This window comes from Streptomyces sp. NPDC096013, assembly GCF_044763565.1.
Taxonomy (GTDB): Bacteria; Actinomycetota; Actinomycetes; order Streptomycetales; family Streptomycetaceae; genus Streptomyces.
In genome coordinates this window covers 192518-206123 of sequence record NZ_JBIWGK010000013.1, presented here as the reverse complement: position 1 = coordinate 206123, position 13606 = coordinate 192518, and the positions used below count along the sequence as shown (strand labels likewise).

General features: G+C 69.1%; 13 protein-coding genes and 3 pseudogenes. 8 read left to right on the top strand and 8 right to left on the bottom strand.

The features are described 5' to 3' along the window. The first annotated feature begins 100 nt into the window (after positions 1–100). Positions 101–715 carry a TetR/AcrR family transcriptional regulator gene (locus ACIRB1_RS35395; RefSeq protein ID WP_403468347.1) on the top strand — a complete coding sequence of 205 codons (615 nt, stop codon included), beginning with the start codon at positions 101–103 and terminating at the stop codon, positions 713–715. Positions 716–752: 37 nt separating this feature from the next. Here the strand turns inward: ACIRB1_RS35395 and ACIRB1_RS35390 are convergent, their stop codons facing one another. Continuing rightward, entirely contained in the window at positions 753–1409 is a 657-nt protein-coding gene (locus ACIRB1_RS35390; protein ID WP_403468388.1) for a ScbR family autoregulator-binding transcription factor, read from the bottom strand. A gap of 109 nt (positions 1410–1518) precedes the next feature. Between ACIRB1_RS35390 and ACIRB1_RS35385 the strand changes: the two genes are divergently transcribed. Next, positions 1519–2493: a ScbA/BarX family gamma-butyrolactone biosynthesis protein gene (locus ACIRB1_RS35385; protein ID WP_403468346.1), complete on the top strand. Its 975-nt coding sequence runs from the start codon at positions 1519–1521 to the stop codon at positions 2491–2493. Between the two features lie 466 nt (positions 2494–2959). Here ACIRB1_RS35385 and ACIRB1_RS35380 read toward each other — a convergent pair whose 3' ends face one another. Further along, the gene (locus ACIRB1_RS35380; RefSeq protein ID WP_403468345.1) at positions 2960–3469 is read right to left on the bottom strand and encodes a hypothetical protein; all 510 of its coding nucleotides are present in this window, start codon (positions 3467–3469) and stop codon (positions 2960–2962) included. 120 nt (positions 3470–3589) lie between these two features. On the opposite strand from ACIRB1_RS35380, the pseudogene ACIRB1_RS35375 reads away from it, so the two are divergent. Further along, a pseudogene (locus tag ACIRB1_RS35375) lies at positions 3590–3712 on the top strand (ABC transporter); the annotation flags it as partial. A 135-nt stretch (positions 3713–3847) separates the two neighbouring features. Beyond that, positions 3848–4825: a hypothetical protein gene (locus ACIRB1_RS35370; protein WP_403468344.1), complete on the top strand. Its 978-nt coding sequence runs from the start codon at positions 3848–3850 to the stop codon at positions 4823–4825. A 223-nt stretch (positions 4826–5048) separates the two neighbouring features. Here ACIRB1_RS35370 and ACIRB1_RS35365 read toward each other — a convergent pair. Then, positions 5049–5723, bottom strand: a pseudogene (locus ACIRB1_RS35365) (phosphoketolase); the annotation flags it as partial. 71 nt (positions 5724–5794) lie between these two features. Between ACIRB1_RS35365 and ACIRB1_RS35360 the strand changes: the two are divergent. Continuing rightward, positions 5795–6013: pseudogene (locus ACIRB1_RS35360) on the top strand (nitroreductase family protein); the annotation flags it as partial. A gap of 765 nt (positions 6014–6778) precedes the next feature. On the opposite strand, the gene ACIRB1_RS35355 reads toward ACIRB1_RS35360, so the two are convergent. The 5 genes from ACIRB1_RS35355 to ACIRB1_RS35335 form a co-directional block, all read right to left on the bottom strand. Next, complete coding sequence (locus tag ACIRB1_RS35355; protein WP_403468343.1) at positions 6779–7180, bottom strand: VOC family protein; 402 nt, start codon at positions 7178–7180, stop codon at positions 6779–6781. Positions 7181–7384: 204 nt separating this feature from the next. After that, positions 7385–7843 carry a hypothetical protein gene (locus tag ACIRB1_RS35350; RefSeq protein WP_403468342.1) on the bottom strand — a complete coding sequence of 153 codons (459 nt, stop codon included), beginning with the start codon at positions 7841–7843 and terminating at the stop codon, positions 7385–7387. A gap of 153 nt (positions 7844–7996) precedes the next feature. After that, positions 7997–8446 (bottom strand): YybH family protein, encoded by a 450-nt coding sequence (locus ACIRB1_RS35345; protein ID WP_403468341.1) that lies wholly within the window; start codon positions 8444–8446, stop codon positions 7997–7999. A gap of 153 nt (positions 8447–8599) precedes the next feature. Continuing rightward, on the bottom strand, positions 8600–9622 hold the full coding sequence (locus ACIRB1_RS35340; RefSeq protein ID WP_403468340.1) for an alcohol dehydrogenase catalytic domain-containing protein: 1023 nt from the start codon (positions 9620–9622) through the stop codon (positions 8600–8602). Positions 9623–10247: 625 nt separating this feature from the next. After that, complete coding sequence (locus tag ACIRB1_RS35335) at positions 10248–11183, bottom strand: helix-turn-helix domain-containing protein (protein ID WP_403468339.1); 936 nt, start codon at positions 11181–11183, stop codon at positions 10248–10250. Positions 11184–11330: 147 nt separating this feature from the next. On the opposite strand from ACIRB1_RS35335, the gene ACIRB1_RS35330 reads away from it, so the two are divergent. From ACIRB1_RS35330 to ACIRB1_RS35320, 3 genes are all read left to right on the top strand, one after another. After that, positions 11331–11726 carry an MmcQ/YjbR family DNA-binding protein gene (locus tag ACIRB1_RS35330; protein ID WP_403468338.1) on the top strand — a complete coding sequence of 132 codons (396 nt, stop codon included), beginning with the start codon at positions 11331–11333 and terminating at the stop codon, positions 11724–11726. Then, complete coding sequence (locus ACIRB1_RS35325; RefSeq protein ID WP_403468337.1) at positions 11723–12091, top strand: MmcQ/YjbR family DNA-binding protein; 369 nt, start codon at positions 11723–11725, stop codon at positions 12089–12091. The genes ACIRB1_RS35330 and ACIRB1_RS35325 overlap by 4 nt, the downstream gene beginning before the upstream one ends. A gap of 142 nt (positions 12092–12233) precedes the next feature. Then, entirely contained in the window at positions 12234–13547 is a 1314-nt protein-coding gene (locus ACIRB1_RS35320; protein WP_403468336.1) for a replication-associated recombination protein A, read from the top strand. Positions 13548–13606: the final 59 nt, after the last annotated feature.

The following is a 13606-nucleotide window of genomic DNA, read 5'->3' as shown; positions in this document are numbered from 1 at the left end:
GCTGCCGACGAGCAGCCCCGCCGACTTCCGCATCGATCGCTGCGGAAGTCGAACGTTAGCACTTCTGTAGCGATCGATGCGGAAGAGGTAGGATGAGGGGGTGGAGACGAGGAAGAAGAAGAGCGGCCCCATCGGCCGACCGCGAGGATTCGACGCCGACGAGGCGCTCGAGCGCGCCATGCTGGTGTTCTGGGAGCACGGTTACGAGGGGGCCGGCACCGCCCGGCTGACCAGCGCGATGGGCATCTCCACGACCAGCATGTACGCGGCCTTCGGCAACAAGGAGGAGCTGTTCCGCAAGGTACTGGAGCGCTACACCGAAGGCCCGAGCGCCTACATGGCCCGCGCCCTGGAGGAACCCACCGCCCTCGGCGTCGCCACCGCGATCCTCGCCGGTACGGTCCGCACGACCACCCGCCCCGCCCAGCCCCACGGCTGCCTGGGCGTCCAGGGCGCACTGTCCACCAGCGACGCCGGACAGGAAGTCCGCGACCTCCTCATCGCCTGGCGCAACGACGGCTACTCCTGCGTCCGCGAACGGTTCCAACGCGCCGTGGACGAAGGCGACTTGCCGCCGGGAACCGACCCGGGGCTACTGGCCCGCTACATCACCACCTTCGGCTACGGCCTCGCCGTACAGGCCGCGAGCGGCGTCGGCCGGGACGAACTCCAGGAACTGGCCGACACCGCCCTGCGCACCTGGCCACCCGTCTGAGGCCCGCCCCCTTCGCGCCCCTCACCCACCGCTGCCCTCACACGGGCGCGATCCGCCCCTGGATGGCCTCCCACAGCGCTCTCGCCCCCTCCAGGCACCTCACGGGATCCGTCGGCGCCGACTGCAACCCGGGAAGCAGCATCAGCCACAGGTCGGTCACCGCCTCCTCGACGTTGCGGCGGTCGTTCAACGCGTCGGAGACGGTGTGCGTGCCGAAGAAGCTGGAGACGAGGACGCGTGCGGCGCGCTCCGGGTCGATGCCGGGGGCGAGTTCGCCCGCTTCGGCGGCGGCGGTCAACATGCGCGCGGTCACGTCGATCCAGCCCACGAAGGGCCGGGGCAGGGACACGGGGATGGTCTTGCGTTCGCTCCAGAGCCTGTTGCCCGCGCGGACGATCACGTTGTCGCGGAATTCCCGGGCCACGGCGAGGCTCAGACCCACCAGCCGGTCGAGTACGGGAGCGTCCTGGGATTCCCAACGCTCCACATAACGCGGCCATTCGGCGAAATGGGCTTCCAGAACACTTCGGGCCAGCCCTTCCTTGCTGCCGAAATGGAAATAGATCGCCCCGCTGGTGTACCCGCTCGTACGCGCCACATCGCTGATGCTCGTACCGACGTACCCATGCTGTTCGAACAGCACAGCGGCCGTCGCCAGAACAGCCCGCCGAGTGGCTTCCGCACGTTCCTGCATTTTCTCGGTCGCCCCTGTCGTGCGTTCCGGATCGTCTTTTCCGGTGAATCTAGCCGACAAGCAGCAGTTTCCCGCACGTACGCCCAAGAACCATAGCTTCTATTATTTAATGACCGCATCACGCCTTCCCGTGCCGCCCGAAGCCGCCCCGCGACCAGACCTGAACCCGGACCTGGCACCCCTCACCCTGAGCTGGGACAGCTGCGTGCCCCGGGCCCTCGTGCACCGGAACGCGGTCGCCGAAGTCCTGCTCACCGACGCCCGAGCACTGTCCGACAGCCATTTCCTCCTCGCCGCGCAATGGCCGCGCTCGTACGCCGCGTCCTCCACATCCGATTCCGGTACCGCTTCCACCGAGCGCCACGACCCGATGCTCGCCGCCGAGACCATCCGCCAAGTCGGCCTCTACATCTGCCAGAAGTTCCTCGGCGCCCCGAGCACGAGCAGGCCCGTCATCAGAAGCGTCGGCTTCCGGCTCGACAACAGCGCGGAACCGGTGGTCGGTTACGGCGCCACCGACGTGTTGTTGCGGGCAGAGGTGTTCGACGTACGTCACGTGGCCGACGTCCGCTACCCGGTCGCGCTGAGCGTGCGGCTTCAATTCTCCGCCTGCGGGCGGGAGTTCGGCTCGGCCATCGGACGCGTCCGCGTTCTGTCCGACAAGGAGTACGAGATGCTCCGCGGCCCGAACGCGGCCGCCACTCCCGCCCCCGGCACCGCGCACGAACGGCCGTCGCCCACGGAGGTGTCCGTCCCGTCCCCCGGCGACGTGATGCTGGTCCGCGCCCCCTCCGGCGCCCTGCTGGTGGCACCCGCCGACCTGCGCCACCCCCGCTACTTCGACCACCCGAGCGACCACGTCCCCGGCATGGTCCTCCTGGAAGCGGCACGGCAGGCGGCCTGTCTGGCAGGCGCCTCCCCCGGCCGGCTGAACGGCTGCCACATGCACGCCCTGCGCTTCACCGAATGGAACTCCCCCGCCCACGTCACCTGCGCGCCGGCCGAGGCCGGCTGGACCTTCCGGATCACACAGGCCGGCGAACCGACCGCCACCGGCACACTCTCGTTCGCGACGAAGCCGTAACCCACCCGCACGGACAGCCCTGTTGACCCGTGATGGACGCCTGTCCGCTCGATGAACGGGCAGGCGTCCACCACCATGAGCACCGGCTGCCGAACGATCGCCGACGCGACCCAGGACATCGACGTACCGAGAACGGCATACGGCGGCTACGTCCTCCGCTACGAGGTGTCCCCTCCCCCGGCGGCGCTCCGCTCCCCGCCGAACCGCAGCAGCGACGGCCGCGATGCCTCCCCCGCCGCACGACCGCCACCGAGCGCAGCAGGTCGCCGTCCTCCGCCAACTCCCTTTCCGGCGCCCGGGTTCCGTCCACACGCCCCAGGGCCAGGAGCACGTCCGCCAGCCGCCCGCGAACGCATCGTCACGGCTGCTGATGTCCGCTGAACATCTCGACCAGGCTGTACGGCGCGCCGGCACCGAAGAGGAGCTTGTGCAGCTCGGTGCTTCTCCTCAACGGAGTTGCCTCACGTCACACTGATCCGGCCCTCAGCGGGTCGGCGAACCGGAACGGCACGCCGAACCGCTCGGCCAGGGCACATCCCACCGTCTCCGCCTCCTGCGCTTCGGGCCAGGGCGGCACTGTGCCGTTGAACAGCCGCATGTCACCGCCGTGCCAAATGGTGGCGAGCCGGTGTTCGGCGGGCGGTTCGTCCATGATCGCCACCAGTTGCACGAACCAACCGTCGGTGTCCCCGTCCCACAGCGCCTCGATGGCGAGGGTCCGGCCGGGCAACGCAGCGATCTTCTCCGCGAGCCTCGCCGGATCCAACGGCGGGGTCGGACGCCGCTCGAACCGCAGCCCCAACTCCCGGTAGCGCTCGGCCACTACGTCGAGCGTCTCGTGCAGGCCCGGCCTAGATCCGGCGGGCAGCGCCTCACGCAGGCGGGCTACGGCAGCGATCCGGTGGTCCCGCCGGATGAGTGCGTCCACGGCGGAGCGTTCGGCGGCCGACAGCGCGTCCCAGATCGGTGAGTCCATGACCGCATTCAAGCCGTACCGTTCGCCGACCCTCAACTCATAATGGAGTCACGGCACATGACAGCCCGTGAATCGGGCCGATTCGTAGGGCCACACCGCTGACCCCAAGGGCATGGATCGCGTCGATGCCTCGACTGGGTGAACGCAGCGGGTATCGAGGCCTACGAACTCACCGTCCACACTCTCGACCTCGACGATGTCTTCTTCACCCTGTCGGACGGGCACGCACATCAACACCGTTGATCTATCACGTATATGACGTACGGCCAGGAAGCCACCACCGCCGCCAATTCGTTCGCCAAGTCGCCTATGGGCAGCACGAGTCGGGCACGGAAAAGCGTTCGCCTCCCTCACCGAGCGGGGCTAATCTCGCAGGTCATGGGAGCCAGAGCGCAGTACGTGGTGGTCGAGAACGGCACCTGGCAACGGTACTACTCACACTGGGCCGCGAACCGGGTGGCGGACGACCTGCTGCCCGGCCCGGCCGCGGCGACCCGCTGCTTCCGTGCCAACCGGGAGATCGACGAATGGCTCGACGACGTGTGGTGCGAGGGCGCCGCACTCGTGGACCACGACCGCCGGGTCCTGCTCTGGTTCGCCGACGTGGGCGGCTGGGCCGACCACCTCGCCGCCCGCGCCGTACTGGCCCTGACCTGGCCGGGCTGGGACGTCCGCTTCGCGCACGACAGCCTGGGCGATATGACCCACCACTTGGGTCTCGGCCGGGATCTGACCCGCTCGCCGGGCTGGTTCGAGACCTTCGAGCCTTCCGGGTTCCCGTACACCGAGTACGCCGAGCCCTCCTCCGTGGTCTCCCTCCGCCTGCCCGACGGAAGCGTGCGCGCGTGGGGCAGCGACTGGGAGCCCATCGACCACCTCGCGGGCGGCCCCGCCCTGCTCGACCTGATCGTCGCGTCGCCGCCCACGCCGGCGCTCACCGACATGCCTGACGGCGGTGTCCACTTCGACCCGCAGACCCGCACGGTCTCGCTCTGGGCGGTACGGACCGTGGCCAGCTTCCACGACTGGCCGTTGCCGCGCTGGGAGAACTGGACCCTGGACTTCCGCGGCGACGACCACACCCAGCAGTCCGGACTGCTCCCCTCAGACTTCCCCTTCCCCCGGCCCCCGCTCGCGCCCGCCCTACGGAGTCTCGCCGACGGCCTCGGCACCCCGCCGCCCGACAACGCCCCGCTGCTCGCCCGCGTCGCGGCCGTAGCTGGCCCGGAGGGCACGACCCCCGCGGTGAACCCCGCCGCGCTCGTCCCGCACAAACCGGCCGATCCCACCCCGGCCGAACTGGGCCTGCTGCGCACGGCACTTGACGCGCTGATCGCGAAGGCAGAGGCGGGCTGACATCAGTCTCATCGGTTCCCTATGGTCGCAGCGGCAACACCCGCCGGTAGAGCAGATGGACGATCGAGCGCCGAGATCAGGCACCTAACCGGGAGAGCGGCCGCGAAGAGGTGGTCAGCACCTGGAGGTTGGCGACGTCGGTGGTGGGGGTGGCGGTGGCGGGTGAGCTGATGCCGTTGATCCCACCACCGCCGACCTCCAGGACATTTACGAGGGGAGTGGGTCAGGCGTCCCAGGTCCAGTCGGCGACCTCGGGCAGGTCGGTGCCGTGTTCGCGGATCCAGGCGTGGTGGCGGGTGCGGGCGTCGGCCATGGTCTGGCGTACGGCGGCGGCGCGCACGGCGAGGCCGGGGACACGGTCGATGACGTCCATGACGAGGCGGTAGCGGTCGAGGTCGTTGCGGACGACCATGTCGAACGGTGTGGTCGTGGTGCCGGACTCCTTGTAGCCGCGCACGTGCAGGTTGGCGTGGCCGGAACGGCGGTACGCGAGACGGTGGATGAGCCACGGGTAGCCGTGGTAGGCGAAGATGACCGGCCTGCCGGCGGTGAACAGCCCGTCGTACTCGAAGTCGGGCATGCCGTGCGGGTGTTCGTCGCGGGGCAGGAGCCTCGTCATGTCGACGACGTTGACGACACGGACGGCGAGGTCGGGCAGGTGCCTGCGCAGCAACTGGGCCGCGGACAGGACCTCCTGGGTGGGGACGTCACCGGCGCAGGCCAGCACGACGTCGGGTTCGGCGCCGTTCTCGGTGCCGGCCCACTCCCAGATCGCGGCGCCGCGTGCGCAGTGGGCGCGGGCCTGGTCCAGGGAGAGCCAGTCGAAGCAGGGCTGCTTGCCGGCGACGACGACGTTGACGTAGTCGCGGCTGCGCAGGACGTGATCGGCCACGAAGAGTCGGTTGGCCGGGTGTGATGATCATTCTCGTGTCTTCACTGCTTGCCATGGAGCGAGAGGACGGAGAAGACGTGGATGTCTATGAAGCCGTGGACCGTCGTAGGGCTGTGCGGGCGTTCAGCGATGAGTCGGTGCCCAGGGAAGTTCTCCACCGTGTGCTGGTGGCAGCGGCCCGGGCCCCATCTAGCGGGAACCTCCAGCCGTGGCATCTGTATGTCGTGACCGGCGAGCCTTTGGCCGAGCTGAAGAAGCGTGCGACGGCCAGGGCAATGGCGGGAGACCCGGGTGACTCCCCTCGCCTGAGCCTCCGTCGACTCCGGCAGCCGCATCTGGGCGTCTGGGCGACTCACAAGCCAACCCTGCGCTCCCGTTCCATCCCCTTCCTCCGCTGGAGCACCGCACGACGCCTCTGCCCGCCCGGTCTGAGCATCGAGCACCAAGCCTCACAACTTCCCGGCCACTTCCAAGCCGAGGATGAGGCCCGAAACGCGCTGCTGCGTTGCTTCAACGACACCGCGTTGCCCTTGGACGTCCGCGTCGCGGCTGCACTCGTCCGTCTCTACGCTCTCCCCCTGACCCGAATCGTCGAGCTCACCGAGGACCACATCAGCCGCGACCAGGAGCACACCTACCTGGTGGTCAACCAGCACCCCTTCGTGCTCCCGCCGAAGCTTGCCCGTCTCATCGACGATCAGCTCCGCCACAGCACGCTCCGGCACGGCGCCACGGCCGGACGAAGGTACCTCTTGCCCGGCCAAAGCCCTGGACGGCCGCGAAACCCTCTTGGCCTCGCCGACACCCTGCGACATCACGGTCTGCCTGCGGACCTGCCGCCCATGGTCCTCGCCGACCTGCTCGGCATCCACCCCAGGACACCCGAACGCTGGGCCACGCTCGCCGGTGGGAACTGGTCCGAATACGTGTCGTCGCTGACGTGACCGGGCCGAGGGTCGGTGCTTCAGCGGCTGGGCCAGCAGGGGGGGCGGCTGCAGCTCGCCGGTTGACATCGCCCGTGACCATTCCGGGCTTCGCGTGGGCAATGGCAGTCCTGCGCGTCAGGCGGTGCCGTCCGGGCGGACGTCGCGTTCACAGAGGGCGAGAACGTTGCCGGAGGGGTCGTAGAACCAGGCGAACCAGGGGCCCTTGGCGCGGTAGATCCCGTCCGGGTCGATCTTGATGGAGGTTCCCTCGTAATGCTCGAACTCCACGCCGCGCCGGGTGAGGTCCGCGACAGCGATGGGGAGGTCGGGGACGACGATGTTGAGGATGGTGAATCGTGCGGGCTCGTGCTGGGGGTGGAAGTACGCAACGGTGTACGCGCCGCCGGGGAGGTGGATGAAGAGCATTCCGTCCCGGTCTTCGATACGCAGGCCAAGTACGTCCTGGTAGAAGGTGCGGGTCGATTCCAGGTCGTTCACGGTGAAGGAGCTGTACGCATCCGTCGCGGTGTCGGTCATCACAGGATCCTTGGGTTTGGCCATTGGGGTGTGCTCGTGACAGGGAAGATCACGACGATCTCGTGGGCTGTGTTCACGCGCTGCATGTGCGCGCCTGCCTCAGCCGAGTAGACCTTCCCGGGCTGGGAGAGAAGCCGGATTCGCCCCCCCAGGAGCCATCCGGGGTTGATCGCTGCCATCGGAGGGGGGCATGGGTGCCGGTTCTCAGACGATCTTCTTTGCGGAGCCGAAGTCCATGTCCATCGGGCGTATGAACGACCAGGTGGAGTGGATGACGCGCCACTGGAAGCCCTCTTCCTTCTGGAAGAGCTCGATGCAGTTGTATTTCATGTCGATGAGGTTGGTGTCCGAGTACAGCTGGTAGGTCAGCAGTGCCGTGTAGGCGCCGAACTGTACGCGCGGCCTACGCATCTCGTACTCGTCGGCATGGAGCTTGCCGGCCACCCCGTCCAGGAAGGTGTCGATGGTCTCGTGGTCCTCGACACGATCCGGATGCGCGGCGTCGAAGTAGGTGAAGCTCCTGCGCGACCACAGCTCGCGGAATCCTGAGACATCGCCCTTGAACCATTTGCCGAGGGCGCCCTTCTCCAGCCCGATGAGGTGCTCGGCGAGCAGCTTCTGCTCGTCGGTGTAGTTCGCTTCGTAGTCAACAACGGTAGACATGGTCTTCCTTCGTGTAAGCCGCAGCCAGCGCGGACAAGGGGAGTTGGGCTCCGTCGGTCGTCGAGGAGGACGACGTGTTCGCCCGGCGTGGTGCCGGACTCGACGTCGGCCTCAGCGGCAGGGGGTGCTGCTCCGCAGTGCGGCCTGTCGGCTCTACTTGAGGAACTTCCCGAGGCTGGCGGCGACGTTGTAGCGGGCGAATGCGTCGCGGAGCGACAGGTGCCCGTGCGTCAGCTGCCACTGGCTGTCGGTCTTCCGGAATATGAGCGACATGTTCCACGCCAGGAACTCCTGTTCCTCGCCCGTGTCGTCCGGCCGGAACGTGGTGAAGTTGAAGACCAGCAGAACCTCGGTGTCGCTCAGGGGGCGGGCGATCTCGTTCTTGTACTCCTGCCGGCTGCTGCGCCCGCCGCTGTGGATGCGCTTGAAGTGCGCAAGCACCGCTTCACGGCCGACGAGGAAGTGCTCGGCGAGCGGGTCGACGTAGGTGACGTCCTCGGCCAGCGCGTCCATGTAGCCGGTCGGGTCACCGTCGGTCCAGCGCCACTGGATCTGCTGCTCGAAGTCGACGAGCGTCTGGATTTCCTCGGGCGTGAGGGCCATGACATGTTCCTTACTGAGGGATCTGGGGTGATGCTGGGGGGCTTCAGCGGGTCCTTCTGAGGCATCTCCCATCGGCCGGAACCGCAGGAGGGGCGGCTTCTTCGGTGAGGAAGGTGCGGGCTGAAAGAGCCGGTTCTCCGGGGTGCCGGGCGGTCAGTCGTCCAGGACGACGACGTGCTTGCCCGGCGTGGCCCCCGATTCGAGGTCGGCCTGGGCGTCGCGGACTTCTTCCAGGCCGTGGTACGCCTTCGCGACCGGGACGTGGAGGCGCCCCTCCGCGATGGCCTGCAGCTGGTGGGCGAGGACGTCGGGCGGGAGGTCGGCGGCCTGGCCGCCGTAGGAGGTCAGCCGCACCCCGAACGGGATCATGAACGGGGAGAAGTCGGGGATCGTCCACTGGCCCGCCAGGGCTCCGGTGAAGCAGACCGTGCCGTGGAGGCGGACGCTGCGCAGGGTGTCGGCCAGGACCGAGCAGCCCACCAGTTCAAGGGCGGCGTCGACGCCGTCCGGGAACAGCTCGCGCACCTGGTCGGCGAGGGTTCCGTTGTCGACGAGGGGGTGGTCGACGCCAGCCGCCCGCAGTTCCCCGGCCCTCGCCTCGCTGCGGGTGGTGGAGATGACGGTGGCGCCGAGGTCCTTCGCGATGGTGGCCGCGCTCAGCCCGACGGTGGAGGTGCCGCCGCGGATCAGCAGCGTCTGCCCGGCCATCAGGTCTAGGCCGCGCGTCAGGGATCCGTAAGCGGTCTGGAACATCTCCGGCAGCGCACCGACCACGTCCCACGGCAGGGCGGTCTCGAACGGGATGACCTGCCCGGCGGGCACGGTGACGTACTGGGCGTACGCGCCATCGTAGGAGCGGCCCATGCCGCCCATCATCGTGGCCACCTGCTGCCCCTGCCGCAGCCCGCTGCCCTCGTCAGCCTCATCGACCAGGCCGACGCCCTCGATACCGGGCACCCGCGGGTAGGTGACCACCGCGTCCGACTCGCCCTTGCGAGTGGTCACTTCGGACTCGTTGACGCCAAACGCCTTCACCCGGATCCGCACCCAGCCGGGCTTGCGGACGGGCACCGGGACATCCTTGATCTCCAGTGCGTCCAGGCCGCCGGGCCGGGCGACGACGACGGCCCTCATCGTCGCCGGTGCGGCGGCATCGGCTGCTGTGGGGTGGCTCATGTCGTACTCCTTGTTCTGCGTTCTGCTTGTTCTGCCGGCCGGGCCGTCACGGGCGGTCGATGCCGTCCCGCACGTCAAGGGCCCACTGGGCGGTGCCTCGATGGGCGGGTTGCCGACGGTTTCCGAGGTTGGCCGGTTCGTGACGGCGGGCCACAGGCGGGTGTGCTCGCCGGTGGCGAAGTCGAGCACGAGGTCACGGATACGCGTGTCGAGTCGGCGGCCGGTCGCTCGCAGTGACGTCTCCATCGTTTCCCGGGATCCGACAAAACGCATGGCGGACAGCGGTCACCTGGTGGTCGGCAGGTGACACTTTCCTTGCGTGTCTTCCTCTCGTGGTCCCCGGCAGCCGAGGGGAGGTCGAGTGGACTGGGGTCTGCCATCGGCGGGTCCGGAGGACCGTGGGAAGCCGGCCGAGCAGGCCCCGCATGGGGCGGCGGCACCGGTGAGCTGCCGTCGAGGTCGAGCCTCAGCTATGCGGCAAACGGCTGAAGGGCCAGGCTCTGTCGGCCGGACTGAAAGCCAGAGGGCAGTGCGCGGCCTGGTGTTCGCCACCCACCGCAAGCCGGGCCCCGGCAGGGTGGCCAGCTCGCGGGCGTTCAGAGGTCCGTCAGCTGCCGCCCTCCGCTCACGGGTGGGTCGTGGTGCCGCCGGCCGCGAAGGCGGCGGGGGTGAGACCGGTGCGGTCGCGGAAGAAGCGGCCGAAGTTCGCGGGGTCGGTGAAGCCGAGGTGGGCGGCCACGGTCCGGGCGTCCCACCGGGCGCCGCTCAGCAGGCGCTGGGCTTCCAGGAGGCGCCTCTCGTCGATGACCTCACGCACCCCCTTGCCCGTGGCGTCCCGGGCGGCACGGCTGAGGGTGCGGACCGAGCAGCCGAGCAGTGCGGCGTAGTCCGCGGCCTGGTGCAGTTCGCGGAAGTGCAGTTCCAGGGCGTCCAGGAAGCGTCCGTACCTGTCGGCGGGGCCCGTGCCGGCTGTGACCTGGCCGACGGGGGCGAGGCCCGGGGAGTTGGCCAGGCGCAGCAGCAGGGATTCGAGCAGGCTGCGGCGCAGGGCGTGGTGGATGTCCAGGGGGCGGCGCCCCAGTGCGCGGTGTTCGTCCAGGAGCTGGAGTGCCGTCTGCCGGAGCCAGGCGGCGTCCTCGTGCTGCGGGCTCAGCACGGCGGGGGCGTCGTGCGCGGTGAGCGGGGCCAGGAGGCGGGCGAGGTCGGGTCGCAGCACGTCGGGTTCGAACAGGATGAAGGGGCCGCGGGCCGTGCCGGGCGGATGCCAGCACAGCGCGTGGCCGGGACGCACCCACAGCCATTGGCCGGGGGTGACGGTCCTCGTGACGTGGTCTACGTCGTGCAGCAGCTCGCCCTCGGTGACCGCGATGAGGTAGTGGAAGGTGGCACGGCCCGGTCGGGGCGGGTTCCACGGCCAGTCGTCGTGCTGGGCGAAGAAGTCCTCGATCGTACTTGCCTCAAGGCCGTAGGGAGTACCGACCGGGGGCTGGAAACCGTACACCGGAAACGCGGCCTGTTCGGCGTGTCCGCTCGGCCTGGGGTGTCGTCTGTCGACCATCACGTGTCCGCAGCCTAGCGCCCTTCTCGCCGGCTTCGAGGGAAGGATGGGACTGGATGGGACGTGTTGCCGCCCCCATGCGGCGCGTCCTTCGCCACCACAGTCCGACTGCCCCCACAGTCCGACACCGCCCGAGGAGGCCCACCGCCCATGAACGGACCGACCCTGCACAAAACCGCCGCCGACTGCGCGGAAGGTCTTCCCGGAACCCAGCTGGAGCATCCCTTCGGCCCCGACTGGGAGGTCTACAAGGTGCGCGGCAAGGTGTTCATGCTGATGACCGAGGTCCCCGGGCGTCCCGTCGTGATCCTCAAGTCGGACCCCGCCGAGGCGCACGCTCTGCGGGAGCAGTACAGCCACATCACCCCCGGCTACCACATGAACAAGAAGCACTGGATCACCCTGGAGGGCGGAGAAGGCGTCGACAAGGAGCTCGTCCGGGAGCTTGTCACCGACTCCTACCGGCTCGTCGTCGCTCATCTGCCGAGGGCCGAGCGGCCCGTCGATCCGCACACCTACGGCACCGGTACGCGGACGGCCCGGTGAGCGCGGCCGGCGACCGGCTCCAGGACACCGCCCGCCAGGCGGCCCTGGCCCTCCCCGACGTCAGCCACGGATATCCCTTCACCCCCCGACTCGACGTATACAAGGTCGCGGGCAAGGTGTTCCTGATCGTCACCGACGACCCCGACGAGCAGATCATCACGGTCAAGTGCGAACCCGAACACGCCCGCACGTACATGCACGACCACGCGTCGATCACACCGGGCCGCTATCTCGACAAACGGCACTGGATCTCGCTCGGGGCAGGTCCCGGCATCACCGAGCGCCTGGTCACCGACGTGGTCGAGGACTCCTACGACCTGGCCGTCGAGCGGCTGCCGCGGCGCGACCGCCCCGGGGCTCGATGAGCGCCGCGAGCCTCCCCACGAGCGGCTGAGCCGACGCCTGAACCTGAGTACCGGCATCAATGTCGGTGCCTCGTGCGAGGCTCGTCATGTCCCCGCACGTACGCACACGTACGCACCCCTCCGTCTGCGACCCGAGAGACCGATGGAACCGACCGAAGCGACCCTGCCGCTCTTCGGCGAGGAGCCCGCCCGGCCCCTCGCCGACCGCCTGCGCCCCACCCGGCTGGAAGAGGTCGTCGGGCAAGACCACCTCCTCGCCCCGGACGCCCCGCTGGGCCGCATGGTCGCGCAGCAGCGTCTCAGCTCCGCGATCCTGTGGGGCCCGCCCGGCGTCGGGAAAACGACCATCGCCCGGCTCCTCGCGGACGCCGGCAACCTGGCCTTCGAACCGGTCTCGGCGACCTTCTCCGGCGTGGCCGATTTGCGGAAGGTGTTCGCCGCCGCACGCAGCCGACGCGGCATCGGCCAGGGCACCCTGCTGTTCGTCGACGAGATCCACCGCTTCAACCGTGCCCAGCAGGACAGCTTCCTGCCCTACGTCGAGGACGGCACAGTCACCCTGATCGGTGCCACCACGGAGAACCCGAGCTTCGAACTCAACGGCGCCCTCCTCTCCCGCACCCAGGTCCTCGTCCTCAAACGCCTCGACGAAGCCGCCCTGTCCACGCTCCTCGACCGTGCCGAGCAGCTCACCGGCCATCATCTGCCCTTGGACGACGACGCCCGCCGGGCCCTGATCGCCATGGCGGACGGCGACGGCCGCTACCTCCTCAATATGGCCGAACAGCTCCAGGCCCTCCCCCACACCGGGACCACCCTGGACACCGCCGGGCTCGCCCATCACATCCAGCAGCGCGCCCCGCTGTACGACAAGGCGCAGGAGGGCCACTACAACCTGATCTCCGCGCTCCACAAGTCGATGCGCGGCTCCGACCCGGACGCGGCCCTGTACTGGCTCGCCCGCATGCTCGACGGCGGCGAGGACCCGCTGTTCGTGGCCCGCCGCCTGGTCCGCTTCGCCAGCGAGGACATCGGCATGGCCGACCCGCACGCCGTCCAGCAGGCGCTTGCCGCCTGGGACGTGTACGAACGACTCGGCTCCCCCGAGGGCGAGTTGGCGATCGCCCAGGCCGTCGTCTACCTCGCCACCGCCCCCAAGTCCATCGCCGTCTACCGCGGTTTCAACGCCGCACACCGATCCGCCCGGCAGACCGGCTCCCTCATGCCGCCCGCCCACATCCTCAACGCCCCGACCCGGCTGATGAAGGATCTCGGCTACGGCAAGGACTACCAGTACGATCCCGACGCCCCCGAAGGCTTCTCCGGCGCCGACTACTTCCCGGACGGCATGGACCGCGAGCCGTACTACCAGCCCACCCGCAACGGCTACGAAGCCCAGATCAGCGAACGCCTGCGCCACTGGGCCGCTCTGCGTGCCCACCGGCAACGCGGCTGACGCGGGCACGTGGGCAGAACCCAGAGTCAGCACACGGCAAATGTCATGCACCATACGTG

Coding starts and splice junctions, on each gene's coding strand:
- ACIRB1_RS35370 (WP_403468344.1), top strand. CDS start 3,848: ATGGGAGCCAGAGCGCAGTACGTGGTGGTCGAGAACGGCACCTGGCAA.
- ACIRB1_RS35390 (WP_403468388.1), bottom strand. CDS start 1,409: ATGCAGGAACGTGCGGAAGCCACTCGGCGGGCTGTTCTGGCGACGGCC.
- ACIRB1_RS35340 (WP_403468340.1), bottom strand. CDS start 9,622: ATGAGCCACCCCACAGCAGCCGATGCCGCCGCACCGGCGACGATGAGG.
- ACIRB1_RS35380 (WP_403468345.1), bottom strand. CDS start 3,469: ATGGACTCACCGATCTGGGACGCGCTGTCGGCCGCCGAACGCTCCGCC.
- ACIRB1_RS35350 (WP_403468342.1), bottom strand. CDS start 7,843: ATGTCTACCGTTGTTGACTACGAAGCGAACTACACCGACGAGCAGAAG.
- ACIRB1_RS35355 (WP_403468343.1), bottom strand. CDS start 7,180: ATGACCGACACCGCGACGGATGCGTACAGCTCCTTCACCGTGAACGAC.
- ACIRB1_RS35345 (WP_403468341.1), bottom strand. CDS start 8,446: ATGGCCCTCACGCCCGAGGAAATCCAGACGCTCGTCGACTTCGAGCAG.
- ACIRB1_RS35320 (WP_403468336.1), top strand. CDS start 12,234: ATGGAACCGACCGAAGCGACCCTGCCGCTCTTCGGCGAGGAGCCCGCC.
- ACIRB1_RS35330 (WP_403468338.1), top strand. CDS start 11,331: ATGAACGGACCGACCCTGCACAAAACCGCCGCCGACTGCGCGGAAGGT.
- ACIRB1_RS35385 (WP_403468346.1), top strand. CDS start 1,519: ATGACCGCATCACGCCTTCCCGTGCCGCCCGAAGCCGCCCCGCGACCA.